The organism is Hyphomonas oceanitis SCH89, assembly GCF_000685295.1.
Taxonomy (GTDB): Bacteria; Pseudomonadota; Alphaproteobacteria; order Caulobacterales; family Hyphomonadaceae; genus Hyphomonas; species Hyphomonas oceanitis.
The window spans coordinates 59,169-76,956 of sequence record NZ_ARYL01000019.1 but is presented as its reverse complement, the minus strand read 5'-3'; the positions used below and the strand labels follow the sequence as shown (position 1 = coordinate 76,956).

Sequence of the window (17,788 nt, the reverse complement as noted above, 5' to 3'; positions counted from 1 at the left end):
CACGCAGCCGATCAGGCTGCCAACCAGCCTTGAAGGCGCGCCGCGTCCATCCGGCACTGTTCCGGGCTACCAAAGAGCTGCCGGTTTGCCCCAATCCGCTTGAACCAGTAGTGCAGACCGACAAGATCGGTAAAGCCCATCCCGCCGTGCACTTCTGTCGACGTGCGGGCGATAAACGTACCCGCCTCGGCGAGATGCGATTTCGCCAGCGTCGCCATCACAAGACCTTCAGGTTCACCCGTATCCAGAGCATGCGCGGCATGCCAGATCAGAGCGCGCGACGGCTCCAGACGCGCCGCCATCTCGGCGCACATGTGTTTCACCGCCTGGAACGACCCAATCACACGCCCAAACTGCTGGCGCTCTGCCGCGTAGGCCACGGCCTTGTCAATCATGGCCTGCGCTGCGCCCAGCGTATCGGCCGCTGCAAGGAGGCGGGCCACCGCCAGAGCTTCATCGTCTGGCTTCAGGGAAACTTCGCTCTCCTCCCCTGCAAACCTGACTTCCGAAAACACCCGCGTCCGGTCTATCGTCTGCATAGAAACATTATCTGGCGTTTCGACAATGTGCAGTCCGGCGGCCGCATCTGCCACCAGCATGTGCGTGGACTCTTCAGCTGAAAGTGCGAGCAGGGACGTACCACTTAGCCTGCCCTTCTCAGCCGTCACCCCAGCGCCATCGCGCCGCGATGAGAGTTCCGTCAGCGCAAGTCCCATCCGCATCTCGCCGGCCACAATGGCAGGCAGGTGCGCATCGCCCGCATGCCGCAGAGCATGAGCCGTTACAGTTGTCGCCATGAAACGGCTTGGTGCGATAGCATATCCCAGCGCCTCCTGCACAAGGCAGGCGTCCAGCAGGCCGAGCCCCAAGCCACCATGATCTTCAGCCACATGCAGGCCCGACAGCCCGAAATCATCGAGACCTGTTACCAGTGCGTCGGCTGCAACTTTATCACCCGTCGCAATCTTGCGGATCGTGTCGAGCGGCGCCGCATCCTTGAGAAAGCCACTCAGGCTATCCTGCAACATGCGCTGGTCTTCAGAGAGTGCAAACTCCATCGGTCTTCTCCTCTCAGGCCTTGGCCAGCTTGGGTTCGCGCGGCAGGCCGAGGCCTCGCTCCGCAATGATATTTTTCTGGATCTGCGCCGTGCCGCCACCAATGATCAGACCAAGGTCATACATGTAACGTGACTGCCACGAACCATCCGCGCGCAAATGCTCGCCCGTTTCATACATGATGCCAAGCTCGCCAAGCGCATCGATCGCAAGCCGCGCAATCTCGTGGTTCAAGTCACAGCCCATCAGCTTGACGACCAGTCCCGCGAGCCCAGCGCTTTCCTTTTTCAGATTGTGCGTCGTGATACGCAAGCCGTTCGCCTGCATTGCATAGACCTCGCCCTGAAGCTTCAGCAAACGATCGCGCAGGATCGGATTGTCGATCAGCCGCTCGCCGTTCACGCGCTCCGTCTTAATCAGCTCCACGAGTTCGACCAGGCGCGCCTTGGTCGCGTTCGGGTCCCCCAGCATACCCCGCTCATGCGTCAGTGTGGCATTGGCCACCTGCCAGCCCTTGTTCTCGGCAAATACAATGCCGCTCTTCGGCACGCGCACATCGGTGAAGAACACTTCGTTGAAATTCGCCGTGCCCGTCATGTCGACCAGCGGCCTAACCTCGATGCCAGGCGTATCCATGGAGAACAGGATATAGGAAATGCCTTCATGCTTCTTGGCGCTCGGATCAGTCCGGACGAGACAGAAGATCATGTCGGCCTGCTTGGCCGTCGACGTCCAGATCTTGCTGCCATTGATGACATAATCGTCACCATCGCTCACCGCGGCCGTGCGCAGCGCAGCAAGGTCCGATCCGGCGCCCGGCTCCGAATAGCCCTGACACCAGATCATCTCGCCATGGAGGGTCGGCCGGATATAGGCAGCCTTCTGTTCGGGGGTGCCGAGTTCCAGAAGGGTCGGCACAAGCATGGAGATGCCCTGGTTCGACATGGCCCGTGGGAGACCGGTGCGTGCAAACTCTTCGGCAATTATGCGTGACTTCAGAATATCCGGTTCGGCGCCATAGCCGCCATATTCAGTCGGGATGGTGCGCGCCGCGAGGCCGTTCTCGATCAGCAGTTTCTGCCAGGCTTGCCGCTTCGCATTCTTCATGCCCCGGTCTTCCGGCGTCGGCGCGAGATGGGCATTGGCAGCGAGTGTATCCGCCACTTCCTTGCGGAAGGCCTCGTATTCCGGGCTGAATGAAAGGTCCATTGGACATGTCTCCGTTATTTTTGGCGACCTTGGCAGGCCTTCCCTTGGGTCCGCCAAGAGGCGCTTTCGCCTTTAACGACATCAGTCGTCTTTCCGCTTGGCAGACGCTGCGTAACCCCTCCTAGTCTGACCAAAATCAATTTGGAGGAATGCCAAGATGTCAGTCGAATTCGAAACCAAGGGCCACCTTGCGATCATCACCCTGAACCGCCCGGACGCCCGGAACGCCATCAACGGCGTGATGGCCCAGGGCATCGAGTCTGCACTCGACAAATTTGAGGAAGACCCGAACCTCTGGGTCGCTATCCTCACCGCCAATGGCAAGGCCTTCTGCGCCGGCGCCGACCTCAAGGAAATCAGCGCAGGCAATGGCGCTGCGCTCAGCACCAAAAAAGGCGGCTTTGCCGGGATCGCGCGCCGCGAGCGCACCAAGCCGCTCATCGCCGCCATTACCGGCAGCGCCCTTGCCGGCGGTACGGAGATCGCCCTTTCCTGCGACATGATCGTTTGCGCCGACACAACCAATTTCGGCCTGCCTGAAGTGAAGCGTTCGCTGGTAGCCGGTGCTGGCGGCCTTTTCCGCCTGCCCCGCGTCATCGGCATGCCCATGGCACTGGAAGTCATCCTGACAGGTGATCCGCTTTCCTCGCAGCGCGCTTATGAACTCGGCATGGTCAACAAGGTCGTCCCGGAAGCCGACGTCATGGCCGAGGCGACATCGCTAGCCGACCGCATCATGGCCAACGCCCCGCTCGCCGTTCAGGCAAGCCGCACAGTCACCGTGGATGCGCTCAAGAAGGGCGACGATGAACTTTGGAAAGCCAGCGGCACCGCCTTCGCAGGCCTTGTCACCACGGAAGACTTCAAGGAAGGCCCGCGCGCCTTCATCGAGAAGCGGGCGCCGGTCTGGAAAGGCAAATAGCCTAGTCCTCTCGAACGACACGTGCCTTTCCGCGGCCGATGGCCAGTGCTTTTATCGCGCCGCGGAAAGTCTGCACTTCCTGTTCCGTCCAATCAGCTCGGATCAGTGCTGACCGCAGATTGTCCTTCATCAGCGGCGTCTTTTCCGGTGGGAAGAAATAGCCGGCCCGCTCCAGTTCAAACTCGAAATGCTCGAACATCCGGAACACATCATCGCGCGTCGATGGGTTTGCATCGGGCATCGAAGGGATTTCTAGGGGTTTGACCTGATTTTGAGACGGGAAGTTTGACGGGTTTTCGGCTGCGTTCAACTTGCCCCACTCATGCACGAACACGCACACAGCCTGCGCCAGGTTCAGGCTCTTGAAGTCGGGATCCACCGGATAGGTCATTAAAAGGTCCGACAATGCCACGGCTTCGTTCGGCAAACCGGCCTTCTCGCCCCCGAACATGACCGCGGCAATGCCCTTGCCATCACCTCCCGAGCGCCCGAAAGCGGCCTCTGCCGCCCCCACTGCATCCGTCACGCGCTTTTCGATACCGCGCAGCCGAGCCGTCGCCGCGATGAGATAGGTCACCCCCTCCAGTGCATCCTGCAGCGTTTCATGGACATTTACGACCACACCCGCATCAAACGCGCCAGCTGACATCGTATCGGCTGCCGGATTGGGCCACCCATCGCGCGGGCTGACAAGCCGCAGATCGGTCAGCCCGAAATTGCGCATGACACGGGCGGCAGCGCCTATGTTTTCACCAAGTTGGGGAGAATGGAGGATGACGCATGGTCTGCGCTGATCTGACATGTAGGAACCTGTTTTGACGCGGCGACCCGCTCTGCTATAGGCCACTCCAATAGCTCCAACCGCAAGGATTTCAAAACATGGCGAAGATCAAGGTCAAGAACCCGATTGTCGAGATGGACGGGGACGAAATGACCCGCATCATCTGGCAGCTCATCAAGGACAAGCTGATCCATCCCTACCTGGATATCGACCTGAAGTATTACGACCTCTCGATCCAGAAGCGCGATGAGACCAACGACCAGATCACCGTCGATGCTGCAGAAGCCACCAAGAAGTATGGCGTCGCGGTCAAATGCGCCACGATCACGCCCGACGAACAGCGCGTCGAAGAATTCAAGCTGAAGAAAATGTGGAAGTCGCCAAACGGCACGATCCGCAACATCCTCGGCGGCGTCGTCTTCCGTGAGCCTATCGTGATCTCGAACGTACCGCGCCTTGTTCCAGGTTGGACCAAGCCAGTCGTCATCGGCCGTCATGCTTTCGGCGACCAGTACAAGGCCACTGACTTCCTCGTTCCCGGCAAGGGCAAGCTCACCATGACCTGGGTCGGTGAGAACGGCGAAAAAATCGAAAAAGAAGTATTCGATTTCCCTGAAGCCGGCATCGCGATGGGTATGTACAACCTCGACCAGTCGATCCGCGACTTCGCCCGCGCCAGCTTCAACTATGGCCTGCAGCGCAAATGGCCGGTCTATCTGTCGACCAAGAACACCATCCTGAAAGCCTATGACGGTCGCTTCAAGGACCTCTTCCAGGAAGTGTTCGACGCGGAATTCGCTGACAAGTTCAAGGAATTTGGCGGCACATACGAACACCGCTTGATCGACGACATGGTCGCAGCCGCCATGAAATGGTCCGGCGGTTACGTCTGGGCCTGTAAGAACTATGACGGCGACGTCCAGTCCGACACGGTCGCACAGGGCTATGGTTCGCTCGGGCTGATGACCTCCGTTCTGATGACACCCGATGGCAACACGGTCGAAGCGGAAGCTGCACACGGCACCGTTACGCGCCACTACCGCAACCACCAGAAGGGCGAAGCCACCTCGACGAACTCGATCGCTTCGATCTACGCCTGGACGCAAGGTCTCAGCCACCGCGGCCGCATGGATGGCACACCGGAAGTCAGCAAGTTCGCTGCGACGCTGGAATCGGTCATCGTGAAAACAGTCGAAGCTGGCGACATGACCAAGGATCTCGCGCTCCTCGTCGGTCCAGACCAGGAATGGCTGACGACCGAAGGCTTTATCGAGAAGGTCGCTCAGAACCTCGAAGCCGAGATGTCGAAGGCATAAGACCTGCGCTCCAGCGCTAAAACATCAAAAGCCCCGGCGCCAAAAGGTGCCGGGGCTTTTTTATAACAATATGAGACTGCCGGTCTCAGATGACGCCGCCAATAAGATGGCCAATACCGGCAGTGATCGCCATCGCCAGAGCGCCCCAGAATGTCACACGTATGGTCGGCCGCAGCATATCGGCGCCACCCGCCCGCGCACCTACTGCGCCCAGAAGCGCCAGGAAGCCAAGCGAGGCGACAGCCTCAACCCAGATCAGACTGGTCAACGGGACGAGCCAGACCAGCGCCAGCGGCAGCGCCGCACCAACAATGAACGAAACAGCCGATGAGAATGCCGCCTGTACCGGTTTTGCCGCTGTCAGGTCCGTAATGCCGAGTTCGTCGCGCGCGTGGGCCTCCAGCGCATTATGCGCCATCAGCTGCCGCGCGACCTCTTTTGCCGTGTCAGGAGTCAGCCCCCGCTCGACATAGATACCCGCAAGTTCCGCATGCTCCGCCGCCGGTCCGTCTTTCAGTTCCTTCCGCTCGCGCGCAAGATCGGCCTGCTCCGCATCCGACTGCGAACTCACGGACACATATTCACCCGCCGCCATCGACATCGCGCCAGCAACAAGCGCCGCGACACCGGCAATCAGGATATCCCCTTGAGCTGCCGATGCCGAAGCGACGCCGATGATGAGGCTGGCCGTCGATACGATGCCGTCATTGGCACCGAGCACAGCCGCACGCATCCAGCCGATGCGTGACACGAGATGGCGCTCAATATGATGATGGGACCGGGCCATGACTATCCTCTGCCGCAAGCGGTGTGTGACTGAGCATGACCTTATAGGTCGCTATTCGACGGAAACACCTAGTGATTCTACGGTACTCACCGTCAGGTAACCAACAGGCAGCCCGTTTGCGCGCTGGTAGGCTTCCATGGCCTTCAGCGTTGCTGGCCCGAAATCACCGTCGGCAGGCACCTTGTAGCCTTTTGCCGTCAGCGCTTTTTGCACTTCCGCAATCTTCGCTGCCGAGGCATTCGTGTCGCAAAGCACTTCGCGCCATTCGACACTGCCACCACCGGTCACAACACGTTTCTCAACGGTCCTGTAGCTGGCCGGAATGACCATTGTTTGCTCCTGCGCGGGCGTCACGAGCTTCTGCAGCGAAAGCGTCTCGTAGACAGCGGGCACGGCCTCTTCAACAACGCGAGCGGGCGTCTTCACCAGCTGCTTGGTAACTGTCTTGTATTTTGCCGGAATGATCTTCGTTTCGGTGCGCTCGGGCTGAAGCAGGCGGGTCCGCTTCACCTCATCATACTGCGCGGGCACCTCGACGCGGCAAAGCAGCTCGCCCGTCGATACGACCGAGCTTGCATCAGCGCTGGCCGCCGTCACATTGCGCCCATAGAGGCCTGCTCCGGGCTTCCATGTCGTATAAGCAGGCCGGATCAGCACTTTCTCGGAATAGGTCTCATATTCTGCGGGAATGACGACGGTCTCGATCCGCTCCGGCGATTCAAGAACCTGCTCGGTTTGTGTGTCGTATTCTGTGGGGATCACTGTGTAGGCCGTCGTGGCCTCCTTCACCATGATCTCCTTCGTATAGGTCTCATAGACTGCCGGGATGACCTTGATCTCCGTCCGCTCCGGCGCATCCAGCACCTGTTCGGTCACGACCTCTGTGGTCTCGGGCATCAATACGCGCGCAAAACAGGAACCCGTATCGGATGTCGGTGGATACTCCGCGCCGCCCTGTGCGCTCGCGAAGCCTCCCAGCGTCATGGCCAGGGCTGTGGTCCACAGCAGTCTTTTCATCATCATTCCCCTTGGCTGCGGTCGGCAACCCCACCCGATCGTATGTTCCTGAATCCGTTTTAACCCAGCCGGGCCTGACCTGCCAGCCTGTTCAGGTAAGGCGCGAACAAGCCTTCTGCGGCGCGCTGGCACTGGCAATCGGGCGATTCCGGGCTATACGGGCCACACAAGCAGAGAGGCTTCCCATGATTCCGCGTTATACCCGTCCCGAAATGGCCGAAATATGGTCTCCCGAAACACGCTTCGGCATCTGGCTGGAGATCGAAACACTCGCCGCTGAAGCCATGGAAAACCTGGGGATCATCCCTGAAGGCGTTACAAAGGCCGTTCGCGAGCGGGGCGCCTTCGAAGTCGACCGCATCGACGCCATCGAGCGCGAAGTGAAACATGACGTCATCGCCTTCCTCACGAACGTCGCCGAACATGTCGGCGAGGAAGCGCGCTTCCTGCACAAGGGCATGACCTCGTCGGACGTGCTCGACACCTGTCTCAACGTCCAGATGGTGCGCGCCGCGGACCTCCTGCTTGGGGGCCTCGACCGCGTGTTGAAGGCCATCGAAACACGCGCCCGCGAGCACAAATTCACCCCAACGATCGGCCGCAGCCACGGTATCCATGCTGAACCAACCACGTTCGGCGTCAAGCTCGCCACCTTCTATGCCGAGTTCAAGCGCGCCCGTGCCCGTATGGAACTTGCCCGCGAGGAAATCGCAACCTGCGCCATCTCCGGCGCTGTTGGCACATTTGCTAACATCGACCCCCAGATCGAAGCCCACGTGGCTTCCAAACTCGGCCTCGCCATCGAGCCGGTTTCGACTCAAGTCATCCCGCGTGACCGTCATGCCATGTATTTCGCCACGCTCGGCGTGATCGCCTCATCCGTCGAGCGCCTCGCGACAGAAGTGCGCCACCTGCAGCGCACCGAAGTGCTGGAAGCCGAGGAGTTCTTTTCGCCCGGCCAGAAGGGTTCGTCGGCCATGCCGCACAAGCGCAACCCGGTCCTCACGGAAAACCTGACGGGCCTTGCCCGCCTCGTCCGGTCGGCGGTCACGCCAGCCCTCGAGAACGTCGCCCTGTGGCACGAGCGCGACATCTCGCACTCTTCCGTCGAGCGCGGCATCGGCCCGGATGCAACAATCCATCTGGATTTTGCCCTTCATCGCCTGGCGAACGTTGTAGAGAACCTGGTCGTCTATCCGGAAAACATGATGCGCACGATCGACAGCATGGGCGGCCTGCACAATTCGCAGCGCATCCTGCTGGCCCTTGTTGAACATGGCGTCAGCCGCGAGGAGTCCTACACACTCGTCCAGCGCAACGCGATGCGCACTTGGCGCGGCGAAGGCAACCTGCTCGACCTGCTCAAGACCGATCCCGACGTCAAAGCCAAACTGACGGATGAAGAACTCGAAGACCTGTTTGATCTCGAATACCACTTCAAGCACGTCGACACGATTTTCGAACGCGTCTTCGGCGCGGCATAGCCCGCTAAAAACTGGCATAAAAATACCCTGCGAAGCGGAGTGCTTCGCAGGGTATTCTTTTAGGTACGCTACAAATCTAGAACGTGGTCGACAGGCTCGCTGAGATTGTCGTTCCGCGCTCGTAAGTATTGAACTCGGTGCGCCCCACATCGCCCTGGGTCATCTGATACTCCGAGTGTTTCGTGCCGAGCAGGTTACGACCTTTCAGGCCGAGCTCCACGTCGCGGCCGCCGAGCGTGAGTGTGCGATTGAACACCAGGTCAAGCTGGACACCTGGCTCCTCGACAACGTCCGGCAGGGCTGCAGCACCGATCCCAAAGCCGCGCTGAAGGATCCTGTCATCAACCCAGCCAAGAAGCAGCGTAAACTGGTCAACATCGCTCTCCCAGCCGAACTGCATGTTCAGGATATTCTGTGGCGTCCCCTGAAGATCGGAGCCATCCAGGCCGAACAGGGCAGCATCACGACGCGAACGCGAGATCGGGTCGAACACCTGATCGCCATCCTGAGCCTGCACTTCAGAAGAGGTGTAGGTGTAGTTGGCAGAGAAAAGCCACTCGCGTGCATCAAACCATGCATTCGAAATCGGCATGCTGAAATTCGTGCGATACTCCAGCTCCGCACCATATAGCTCGGCTTTCGGGCTGTTGATGAAGGTCGTTTCGAAAACGAATGAAGCCGTTGAGTATTGCACTTCCTCGATCGGGTTCTTGATGTCCTTGTAGAAGGCGCCAGCAGTGATGAACTGGTTGCGCCCAAGGTAATATTCGACACGCGCGTCGTAGTTCTTCAGTTCGCTGTCCACGAGACCGCTGTTGCCGCGGTAAACCCGGTCGGTTTCAGGATCGATGAACGAGGACAAGGCCAGTTCACGGAATTGCGGACGGGCAATCGTCTGCGAGTAGCCAGCGCGTAGCTGCAGGTCGTCAGCAAAGTTCCATGTCAGCGTAAACGTCGGCAAGACATAGTCATTGCTGAGATTCACATCGCCAGCACCCTGGTTCCCGAAGCGGTCGAATGTCTTGACCGTTTCTTCAGCGTCCTCGTAGCGGAAGCCAACCGTACCCCGCACGAAGTCGAGAATGTCGAGATCCGTCTGGACATAGAAAGCATTCACGTCGAGGCCAGCCGAATAGGAATCGTTCGGTGTCGTGATTTCCTGCAGGACGAAACGTCCTGGCCCGATATTGTCCGGCGAGAACAGATAGTCAGGACGCGCCTGCTGCACATCAAGCGGAATCGCGTTGCCCCCAACAAAGCGCAGCGACAGGAAGTCATAGCTACGCTCGGTCGACGCAACATCGAAGCCACCGGACATGACCAGTTCACGCGCATCGCCAATATCGACCGTATAGGACGCATCAGCCCCAAAGCTGCCAATCTTGTCCTCAAGATTGGAGAAGAGGATGCCGTAGTTATTTGCGGTGGAATAGAGTGGCTCACCGTCGGCATTTGGTGTGCGGCGCAGCGAACGGTCGTACGGCGCATCGCGCGTGGACACGGCATACGCGCCACGCCAGGACAGGTCGATACCGTTCACCTTGTGATCGCCACGCAGCTGCAGGAAGCTCAGCTCGCGCTCGAACCAGCCCGAGGATTCATCAAAGATCTCGCCCGTCGAGCCCGGTGCGTTGAAGTCCGTCCCTGTTGTGATCTCGGCCTGTTTGGTCGTCGTGTGGACATAGAAGAGCGTGGCCTGGATTTCGTTGTCACCCCAGCCGATCGAACCAGAGCCGAGTGCATTTATTGTCGCGTCATACGCTGTCGACAATTGGCGCTGGTCACTGCCCAGAACGCCGCCTTCAACATATTGGCGTGTCGCGTCTCTGGTTGTCCAACCGGAGTCAAACCCAACGACGCCAATCAGACCGATATCATACTGGCCTTTGTCGAGGATGAGTCCGCCTTCAACCGAACCGCTTGGATTAGGATCCATCTTGCCCTGCTGGATCACAGACAGTGGCGAGTTGACGAGGCTCTCACCGATGATTTCAATCTGCGCCGGTGTCTGGTCGTTGAGTCGCTCACCAGAGGCGAGCAGTGCGCCGAGTGGACCCGGAATGTCCCGCAGGCCGTCGTCATAACCTGACCAGTCGAGATCGCCTCCACGAACGAAGAGACCGTCGGAACCCGTGGTCTCGGTGTTCGCAGACACGCCCGCCTTGATCGTCAGGAAATTCTCTGCCGGCTGGCGAAGCGTCTGGAGGTCGATCACGCCACCACCAAACTCACCCGGATAATTTGCGGAATAGGTTTTCTGAACGGCAGCACCCGAGAGAACGCTCGCCGGGAACAGATCGAGCGGCACGGTGCGGCGCAGTGGCTCAGGGCTTGGAAGCGGCGAACCATTGAGCAGGGCCGACGAATACCGATCGCCAAGACCGCGCACATAGGCAAACTTACCCGACACAATGCTGAGACCGCTGAGGCGCGTCAGCGCGAGCGCGGCGTTCGAGTCGCCTTGGCGTGTCAGGTCTTCGGTCGAGAGGAAGGTCGCGACCTGGGAGGTTTCACGTTGTGGCTCCGGAATGAATTGACCACGAACAACGACTGTCTGGAGTGTGCGGCTGTCTTCGGGAGCGTCATTGGCGCTGCCAGTCTCCTGGGCAACGGCCAGAGGAACCAAAGCCAAGGCGATCGCTGTCGACAGCAACCATTTGTATCTGACTGGAATATTGGACATTTATTTGAACCTAGCTTGCCGTAATTCAGGGGCTTTCAATCAAGCCTTCCTGTCGGCCGAAAATGGGAAGTGCCGGGACGGCGCGCACACAAGGCGGCCGTCCCGGCGGTTCTCAACTCAACAAGGGTCGCTGGCCTCGAGACCGCACGACCAGCCCTGCCACCAGGTGTCGGTGGTGTCTTTGACGGCGCCGATATAGTCGACAGGCTCAAGATCGCCCGAAAGGCCCGTCACATCGTATGGCGTGACGGCCGTTTCTGCTGGACCGTTGACGAAGGTCGATGTCAGCGTGTTGGCCGTGCCAGTCGAATTGTTGGCGTCGGCTGCGACGGCAGCGGTTGCTGCTGCAGCGTCAGAGCCATCCGTTGAAAGGCCGGCGGCACAATCGAACAGGACTGAGGCAAAGGACGGATCGACACCGGCCTGGTAACCAGCGACACCGTTGCCGGCGGAGTCTTCCCAGCGGAAGCATTCAGACAGGTTGCTGACGACACCATTCACATAGGTACCAATCGTGCCCGTGTTGAGACGGAGCGCGTTGCCTGAATTGTTGCCGATGAAGGTGAAGTTCGAAACCTTGGCATTGGAAGCTGGTGTGACACCGGCGACGCTACTGGCTTCAACCATGTTGTCACCACCAAGCGAACGTTGCTTCACGATAACGTACTGCAGGCTGCCATCGTAGCCATTGTCTGTATCGAGTGAGTCGTCATCATTACCGGTAAGAACCAGGTGTTTCCCATTCACTGTGCCACCGAAGAACTCGATGCCGTCATCCGAACTGTTATGAACCTGGACATAATCCACCGTCGTGCCCGAACCGACGCCAGCAAGGCTGATGCCGTTCAGTTCGTTACCCGGCGCCAGCGCAAAGCCGGAATGCTTCAGGACCATGTAGCGGAGCGAACCGCTGTTATCGTCAGCCGTAACACCACCATAGACAGCATCGGGATTGCTCACACCTTCAACGACGTTGTCGCAATTGACTGTGGCCGGTGTGGCGGCGTTGCGACAGCGGTTAATGGGTGCGCGGCCCAGGATGACGAGGCCACCCCATTCACCGATAGCCTCGGCTTCGTTGACCTGGTTGCCCGTCACATCAGCTTCGGATGTCATGACAACCGGGTTTTCCTTCGTGCCATTCGCGAAGATCTGCGAACCCCGATTGACGACAATGTAGTCCAGCCCGCTTCCGCCGAATACGGTCACGCCCGCTTCGATGGTCAGGGAAGCCGGGTCGCCGCCTGCATCATTGCCATCGGCACCGACATCGACGCCGACATTGAGACGTCCCACGACTTCATAATAGTTGCCACGCGTCAGGCGCACGTCATCGAGGATGGTGCCGGAAATGCGGCAAACCGTCTGATCATCGATCGAGATACCGGAATCTGCAGTGCCTTCGGGGCAGCTCGGATCCGGGAATAGACCGAATGTCCAGCCACTTGCCCAGTTCTGCGTCTCGGATTCCGCTGGGCCGAATGCACCAATATATGTGGTCGGCTCAAAGAACGAGCCAAGCGACGCGGTGTTGAATGGTGTTACAGCAGCTTCGTTAGGGCCGGGGAAGTAAGAGGCCGCGAGCGTGTTGCCTGCCGTTGTTGTATTGTTGGCATCGGCTGCGACGGCAGCGCTTGCTGCTGCGGCATCGGATCCATCCGTTGAAAGGCCAGCAGCACAGTCAAACAGAACCGAGGCAAAGGCCGGGTCAACGCCAGCCTGGTAGCCTGCCGTACCGTTGCCAGCCGATTCTTCCCAGCGGAAGCATTCGGACAGGTTGTTCACGACCCCGTTTACATAAGTACCGACCGTTCCTGTGTTCAAGCGGAAGGCGTTGCCTGTGGCATTGCCGATGAAGGTGAAGTTCGAAACCTTTGCATTAGACGCAGGTGTCACGCTGGGTACGCCGCTGGCTTCAACCATGTTGTCGCCGCTGAGGTCACGCTGTTTCACGACCACGTACTGAATGTTGCTTGCCAGACCATTGTCTGTGTCCAGCGAGTCATCATCGTTACCGGTCAGCACAAGGTGCTTGGCGTTTACCGTTCCACCGAAGAACTCGATGCCATCATCCGAACTGTTGTGGACCTGCACATAGTCAATCGTGGTGCCCGATCCGACACCGCCAAGCGAAATGCCGTTGAGCTCGTTGCCATTGCCGATAGCGAAACCAGAGAAGCGGAGCGACACGTAGCGCAGTGTACCGCTGCTGTCGGTAGCATCTGCGCCACCGTAAATCGCATCAGGATTGCTCACGCCTTCGATGACGTTGTCACAATCGACCGTCCCGGGAGCTGCAGCATTACGGCAACGGTTGATCGGTGCGCGTCCGAGAATGACGAGGCCGCCCCATTCGCCAATGTTGTCACCGCCGAAATCATCCGGATTGGCCGCGCGACGCACCAGATCGTTCGCGCTGGTGAAGATGATCGGGTTGGACGCAGTACCGTCTGCATCGATTTCCGAACCACGATTAACAACAATGTAGTCTGCACCCGAGCGACCAAAGACAGTTACGCCTGGTTCGACCGTCAGTGTCGCAGCGGTGCCGCTAGTGGCCGTTCCGCTTGCGCCAAGATCCACACCGATATCAACCCGCCCGTCGATCGCGTAGGCAACGCCCGCAACATAAGGGAGCGTCAAGTCGGCAAGGTATGTTCCAGAAAGGTTACATGTCGTAAGGCCGCCAACTGCGTCGCCTTCGGTGAATCCGGTCGGGCACTCTGCAGTGCTGCCACCGCCGCCATCGCCGCCACCACCGCCGCCGCCGGGAGGTGTGCCAGGATTGCTGGGCCCTGGTGATGCGATGTCGCTTCCCTGCGAACACGCAGCTAGTAGGCAAAGCGCAAGCGCGCTCACTGAAGTGCGGAAAATCATGATAACCCCTCGTTGAAACCACCGAACGAGCCCAACTGAATCGCGGGCTGTCAGGCGCTCAATAGCGGCGGGGCATGACATTCAATTAACGGAAATATTGCACTTTAAAGACAGTCCGTTCGGCCCTTCGTGCCGTCTGCAACAGCTGCACCTGTTAACCTCGGGGAACGTCATAAAACTTTCGCGAAAGCGACATGTGAGCGCGTTAATTTCAGAATATCCGTCCGACATTAAAGACAGGGCCAACGGCGCAATTTAAGGGGCTGCATCGGTGAGTGACCAGGATTTGCTATATAGACTGGAAGGTCGGCTGATAGATCTTGAGACAAAGGTTTCACAGCTTGAGAAGGCGATGTCCGAAATTCCCAAAGCGGAACCGGAGATTCCTGACGAGGCGCAGCGCAGGATTGATGCGGGTGAGCATCCCGTTCGCGTCATACGCGAGTTGCGTCTGCTGACTCAAAGCCAGTTGAGTGAGCTTTGCGGTATTCGCCCAAATCATATTTCCGCAATCGAACGCGGCCAGACCTTCGGTCTCAAAACGGCTCGTCGGTTGTCAGAGGCGCTGAATGTGCCCGCCAGCCTGCTATTCTGAGTATACGGGCGGCAGCGACGGAAAGAATGACGGCGTCACTGATGGCTGAATGGGCGCCATGTTCTCAACCATTACAATGATGTACTGTAAATCTGTTTGGCACTGTGGCCCGATTGCTGCATCAACCGTTAACGCGCCTCCTTTTTGCAAGGTAAACGGCGCAGAAGTGCCGATAAATATACTTAACATCACTACAGAAGTAGACTGTTTGCGTAATATATGAACCCGCTAGCGAAACTCACAGCAAGTACAATGCATATCGTGCCGCGCGTACGCATAGTGCTTGATATCGTGCTGGTTGCCCTTCTCGGCTTGCTGGTCGCGCGCATCCTGTGGATTGCGATCGACCGGTCCGGTGCGGTCAGCAAGCCCCTTCCGCAATTCGTCATTTCCCAATCGGGATCCGCAAATGCTCGCGTCCCGCGTGGCGACACAACAATTCTCACAAGGGTCAATTACTTCAAACGCGCGGACGGTTCCGCATCTGGCAGCGCGCTTGTGCCCAGCGCGCCCCCGACAACACTGAACCTCAAACTGAAGGGCGTTCGTTCCGTGACAGGCGAATCCGGCGCGAACGGAACCGATGCGGCCGCAATTGCCATCATCCAGATGTCGGACAAGCAAGCGCGCAGCTTTGGCCCTGGCGACACGATCGTTGATGGCGTCACGCTCGACCGCGTACTGCCCGACCGGGTGCTGCTGCGCAAAGGGGGCGGTCTCGAAACGCTCATGATGGAGAGCAATACCGACACGCTGGCTGTCCTTTCCCTACCCGGACAGGAAGGCATGATCCAGGGCGAGCAACGCCCGGAAGTCGTCACATCCAGACCTGCCACGATAGACCGGGCACTGCTGGCCTCCCTTAACGTCGCACCCGTTCTGGAAGACGGCAACCTCGTCGGATATCGCCTTAGCTCGCCTGCCTCGTCTGCAGCCTTGAGTGGCACAGGAATTGAATCAGGCGACATCCTGACAAGTCTGGACGGAACGCCGGTCAAGGATATCGACATTCAGAGCCTTACAGAGCGACTGGCCCGGGCGCCTGAGATTTCAATGACCGTCAGACGCGGAAACGCGGATGTGCCGGTCACACTTCGTTTCCCCGAGGGAGAATAGAATGAACTTCCGCTTCGGCCTTACAGCCGTCCTGCTGGCCACGACCGCCCTGCCCGCCTTCGGGCTGGCTGGCGAGGCCACGCCTCCGGCTGCACGCCACGTTCTGAACTTCGACGATGTGGAGCTTAGCTCCCTGATCGCCGATGTGTCGATCGTGACCGGCTACACGTTCATCGTTCACCCTGATGTCCGGGGCAAACGCGTCACGGTCACGTCTTCCACGCCGCTGACGCGCGAAGGCGTGTTTGAGGTTTTCCTCTCAACGCTCCGCGTCCAGGGCTTCACAGCCGTTCCTGCCGGCAAGAACACCTACCGCATCATCCCGGAACAGTCCGCCGTCAGCGAAGCCGGTACACGCTCCTCCAGCGCCAACAGCTTCGTGACGGAAATCATCCACCTCAACAATTTCAATGCGCTTGAAGCCGCCCAAATGGTCAAGCCGCTCGTCGATGCGCAGGGCCAGGTCATCGCCAACCCCCGCTCAAACACACTGGTCGTCGTCGATTATGAATCCAATATGCCGCGTATCCGACAGCTGGTGGCGGGCATTGATGAGGACCGGACCCGGACAGAAACCATTGGCCTGAAGAACATCCCGTCAGGCGAGATGGAATCCATTCTGATGGCCCTGCAGAAGAATGGCGGCGAGGACTCCGGCGCCTCTAACTTCCAGGCCATTGCCTCACAGACAGGCAACTCAATCGTCATCCGCGGTGATGACCTCACGATCGCCCGCGCCCTGAAAGTGATCGAGCAGCTCGATTCGACGGACCGCGTCGAGGACACACTGCGCGTCATCTCGCTCAAGAATGCCGACGCCTCCGAAATCGTCCCGATCCTTGAAAAGGTCGCAGGCGCCATGGCCTTTCGCCGCGCTGAAACCGGCGGTGAAGTCACGCCCAGCACGATTGCCTTCCATGCGCCGACCAATTCGATCGTCATCAACGCTCCCAGCGAAACCCTCCTGACGCTGGAGCGCGTCATTCAGGATCTCGACAAACGCCGCGCCCAGGTCCTGGTCGAAGCCATCATTGTTGAAATGTCGGACGACACGGCGCGCGAGCTCGGCCTCCAGTTCCTGCTCAGCGGCACCGGCAATTCCACCGTGCCCTTCGCCTCCACCAACTATTCGCGGTCGGCGCCGAACCTGCTTGCACTGGCAGGCGCCGTCGCGGGCGATACACCTTTCAACACGGGCGACAGCAATCCGTTCGCAGCCTCCGCAGTCAGCTCCCTGCTGGGCCTCACCGGCCTCAGCGTGGGCATCGGAGGACAGGACGGCGATACGCTCTTTGGTGCCATCCTGACGGCGGTGGAAAGCGACACAAATTCCCGCGTACTCTCCAAGCCCTTCAACATGACGCTCGACAACGGAACATCATCCCTCCTCGTCGGCCAGGAAGTGCCGATCATTACCGGCTCCGTCCTCGGCAACGACAACACCAATCCGTTCCAGACGGTAGACCGCAAGGAAATCGGTGTGCGGCTGGATGTAACACCCCGCATTTCGTCTGACGATGCCGTGCGTCTTGAGATCAACCAGGAAGTCTCCAGCATTGCCGGCGCCATCTCGACGGCGACCTCCGACCTCATCTTCAACAAGCGCCAGATCCAGACCGATGTACTTGCCGACAGTGGTGAAATCATCGTCATCGGCGGCCTGATCCAGCAGTCGGACACGATTGCAAACGAGAAAGTGCCTATCCTTGGAGACGTGCCTGTCGCCGGCCGTCTGTTCCGGTCGGAAGGCAAGGCCAGCAAGCGCACAAACCTGATGGTTTTCATTCGCCCAACGGTTATCCGTGACCGCCAGAGCGCGCGCGACGTGACCGCACGCAGTTACCGGTTTATCCGCGCAGAAGAGCTCTGGAACGGCAAGGACGACAAGGTGAACTCGCTCGACGCCTTCGTCAGCGAGGTTCTGAGCTCGCCGCCTCCACAATAA

Annotated in this window: 13 protein-coding genes; 6 read left to right on the top strand and 7 right to left on the bottom strand. The window is 59.1% G+C overall.

Translation table 11 applies throughout. The features are described 5' to 3' along the window. Window positions 1–11 precede the first annotated feature (11 nt). Together HOC_RS12960 and HOC_RS12955 are read right to left on the bottom strand one after the other, a co-directional pair. On the bottom strand, window positions 12–1,058 hold the full coding sequence (locus tag HOC_RS12960; RefSeq protein ID WP_035539268.1) for an acyl-CoA dehydrogenase family protein: 1,047 nt from the start codon (window positions 1,056–1,058) through the stop codon (window positions 12–14). 13 nt (window positions 1,059–1,071) lie between these two features. Further along, the gene (locus tag HOC_RS12955) at window positions 1,072–2,265 is read right to left on the bottom strand and encodes an acyl-CoA dehydrogenase family protein (RefSeq protein WP_035539267.1); all 1,194 of its coding nucleotides are present in this window, start codon (window positions 2,263–2,265) and stop codon (window positions 1,072–1,074) included. 157 nt (window positions 2,266–2,422) lie between these two features. Here HOC_RS12955 and HOC_RS12950 point away from each other — a divergent pair, with 157 nt between their 5' ends. Continuing rightward, window positions 2,423–3,187 carry a crotonase/enoyl-CoA hydratase family protein gene (locus HOC_RS12950; protein ID WP_035539265.1) on the top strand — a complete coding sequence of 255 codons (765 nt, stop codon included), beginning with the start codon at window positions 2,423–2,425 and terminating at the stop codon, window positions 3,185–3,187. A gap of 1 nt (window position 3,188) precedes the next feature. Here HOC_RS12950 and HOC_RS12945 read toward each other — a convergent pair whose 3' ends face one another. Next, window positions 3,189–4,034 carry an RNA methyltransferase gene (locus HOC_RS12945; RefSeq protein ID WP_241767020.1) on the bottom strand — a complete coding sequence of 282 codons (846 nt, stop codon included), beginning with the start codon at window positions 4,032–4,034 and terminating at the stop codon, window positions 3,189–3,191. Between the two features lie 32 nt (window positions 4,035–4,066). Between HOC_RS12945 and HOC_RS12940 the strand changes: the two genes are divergently transcribed. After that, complete coding sequence (locus HOC_RS12940; protein WP_035539263.1) at window positions 4,067–5,284, top strand: NADP-dependent isocitrate dehydrogenase; 1,218 nt, start codon at window positions 4,067–4,069, stop codon at window positions 5,282–5,284. Window positions 5,285–5,369: 85 nt separating this feature from the next. Here HOC_RS12940 and HOC_RS12935 read toward each other — a convergent pair whose 3' ends face one another. Continuing rightward, on the bottom strand, window positions 5,370–6,071 hold the full coding sequence (locus HOC_RS12935) for a VIT1/CCC1 transporter family protein (protein ID WP_035539262.1): 702 nt from the start codon (window positions 6,069–6,071) through the stop codon (window positions 5,370–5,372). Window positions 6,072–6,122: 51 nt separating this feature from the next. After that, entirely contained in the window at window positions 6,123–7,088 is a 966-nt protein-coding gene (locus tag HOC_RS12930; protein WP_241767015.1) for a peptidoglycan-binding domain-containing protein, read from the bottom strand. Between the two features lie 185 nt (window positions 7,089–7,273). Between HOC_RS12930 and purB the strand changes: the two genes are divergently transcribed. Continuing rightward, complete coding sequence (purB, locus tag HOC_RS12925) at window positions 7,274–8,572, top strand: adenylosuccinate lyase (RefSeq protein WP_035539259.1); 1,299 nt, start codon at window positions 7,274–7,276, stop codon at window positions 8,570–8,572. A 76-nt stretch (window positions 8,573–8,648) separates the two neighbouring features. Here the strand turns inward: purB and HOC_RS12920 are convergent, their stop codons facing one another. Next, the gene (locus tag HOC_RS12920) at window positions 8,649–11,255 is read right to left on the bottom strand and encodes a TonB-dependent receptor domain-containing protein (RefSeq protein ID WP_035539257.1); all 2,607 of its coding nucleotides are present in this window, start codon (window positions 11,253–11,255) and stop codon (window positions 8,649–8,651) included. A gap of 117 nt (window positions 11,256–11,372) precedes the next feature. Beyond that, on the bottom strand, window positions 11,373–14,132 hold the full coding sequence (locus HOC_RS12915) for a hypothetical protein (RefSeq protein ID WP_035539255.1): 2,760 nt from the start codon (window positions 14,130–14,132) through the stop codon (window positions 11,373–11,375). 352 nt (window positions 14,133–14,484) lie between these two features. Between HOC_RS12915 and HOC_RS12910 the strand changes: the two genes are divergently transcribed. The 3 genes from HOC_RS12910 to gspD all read left to right on the top strand — a co-directional run bounded on the left by HOC_RS12910 (window position 14,485) and on the right by gspD (window position 17,788). Continuing rightward, window positions 14,485–14,727, top strand: coding sequence for a helix-turn-helix transcriptional regulator (locus tag HOC_RS12910; protein WP_051624852.1), 243 nt, complete (start codon window positions 14,485–14,487; stop codon window positions 14,725–14,727). Between the two features lie 252 nt (window positions 14,728–14,979). Then, on the top strand, window positions 14,980–15,843 hold the full coding sequence (locus tag HOC_RS12905) for a type II secretion system protein N (RefSeq protein WP_035539254.1): 864 nt from the start codon (window positions 14,980–14,982) through the stop codon (window positions 15,841–15,843). Between the two features lies 1 nt (window position 15,844). Further along, entirely contained in the window at window positions 15,845–17,788 is a 1,944-nt protein-coding gene (gspD, locus tag HOC_RS12900) for a type II secretion system secretin GspD (RefSeq protein WP_035539252.1), read from the top strand.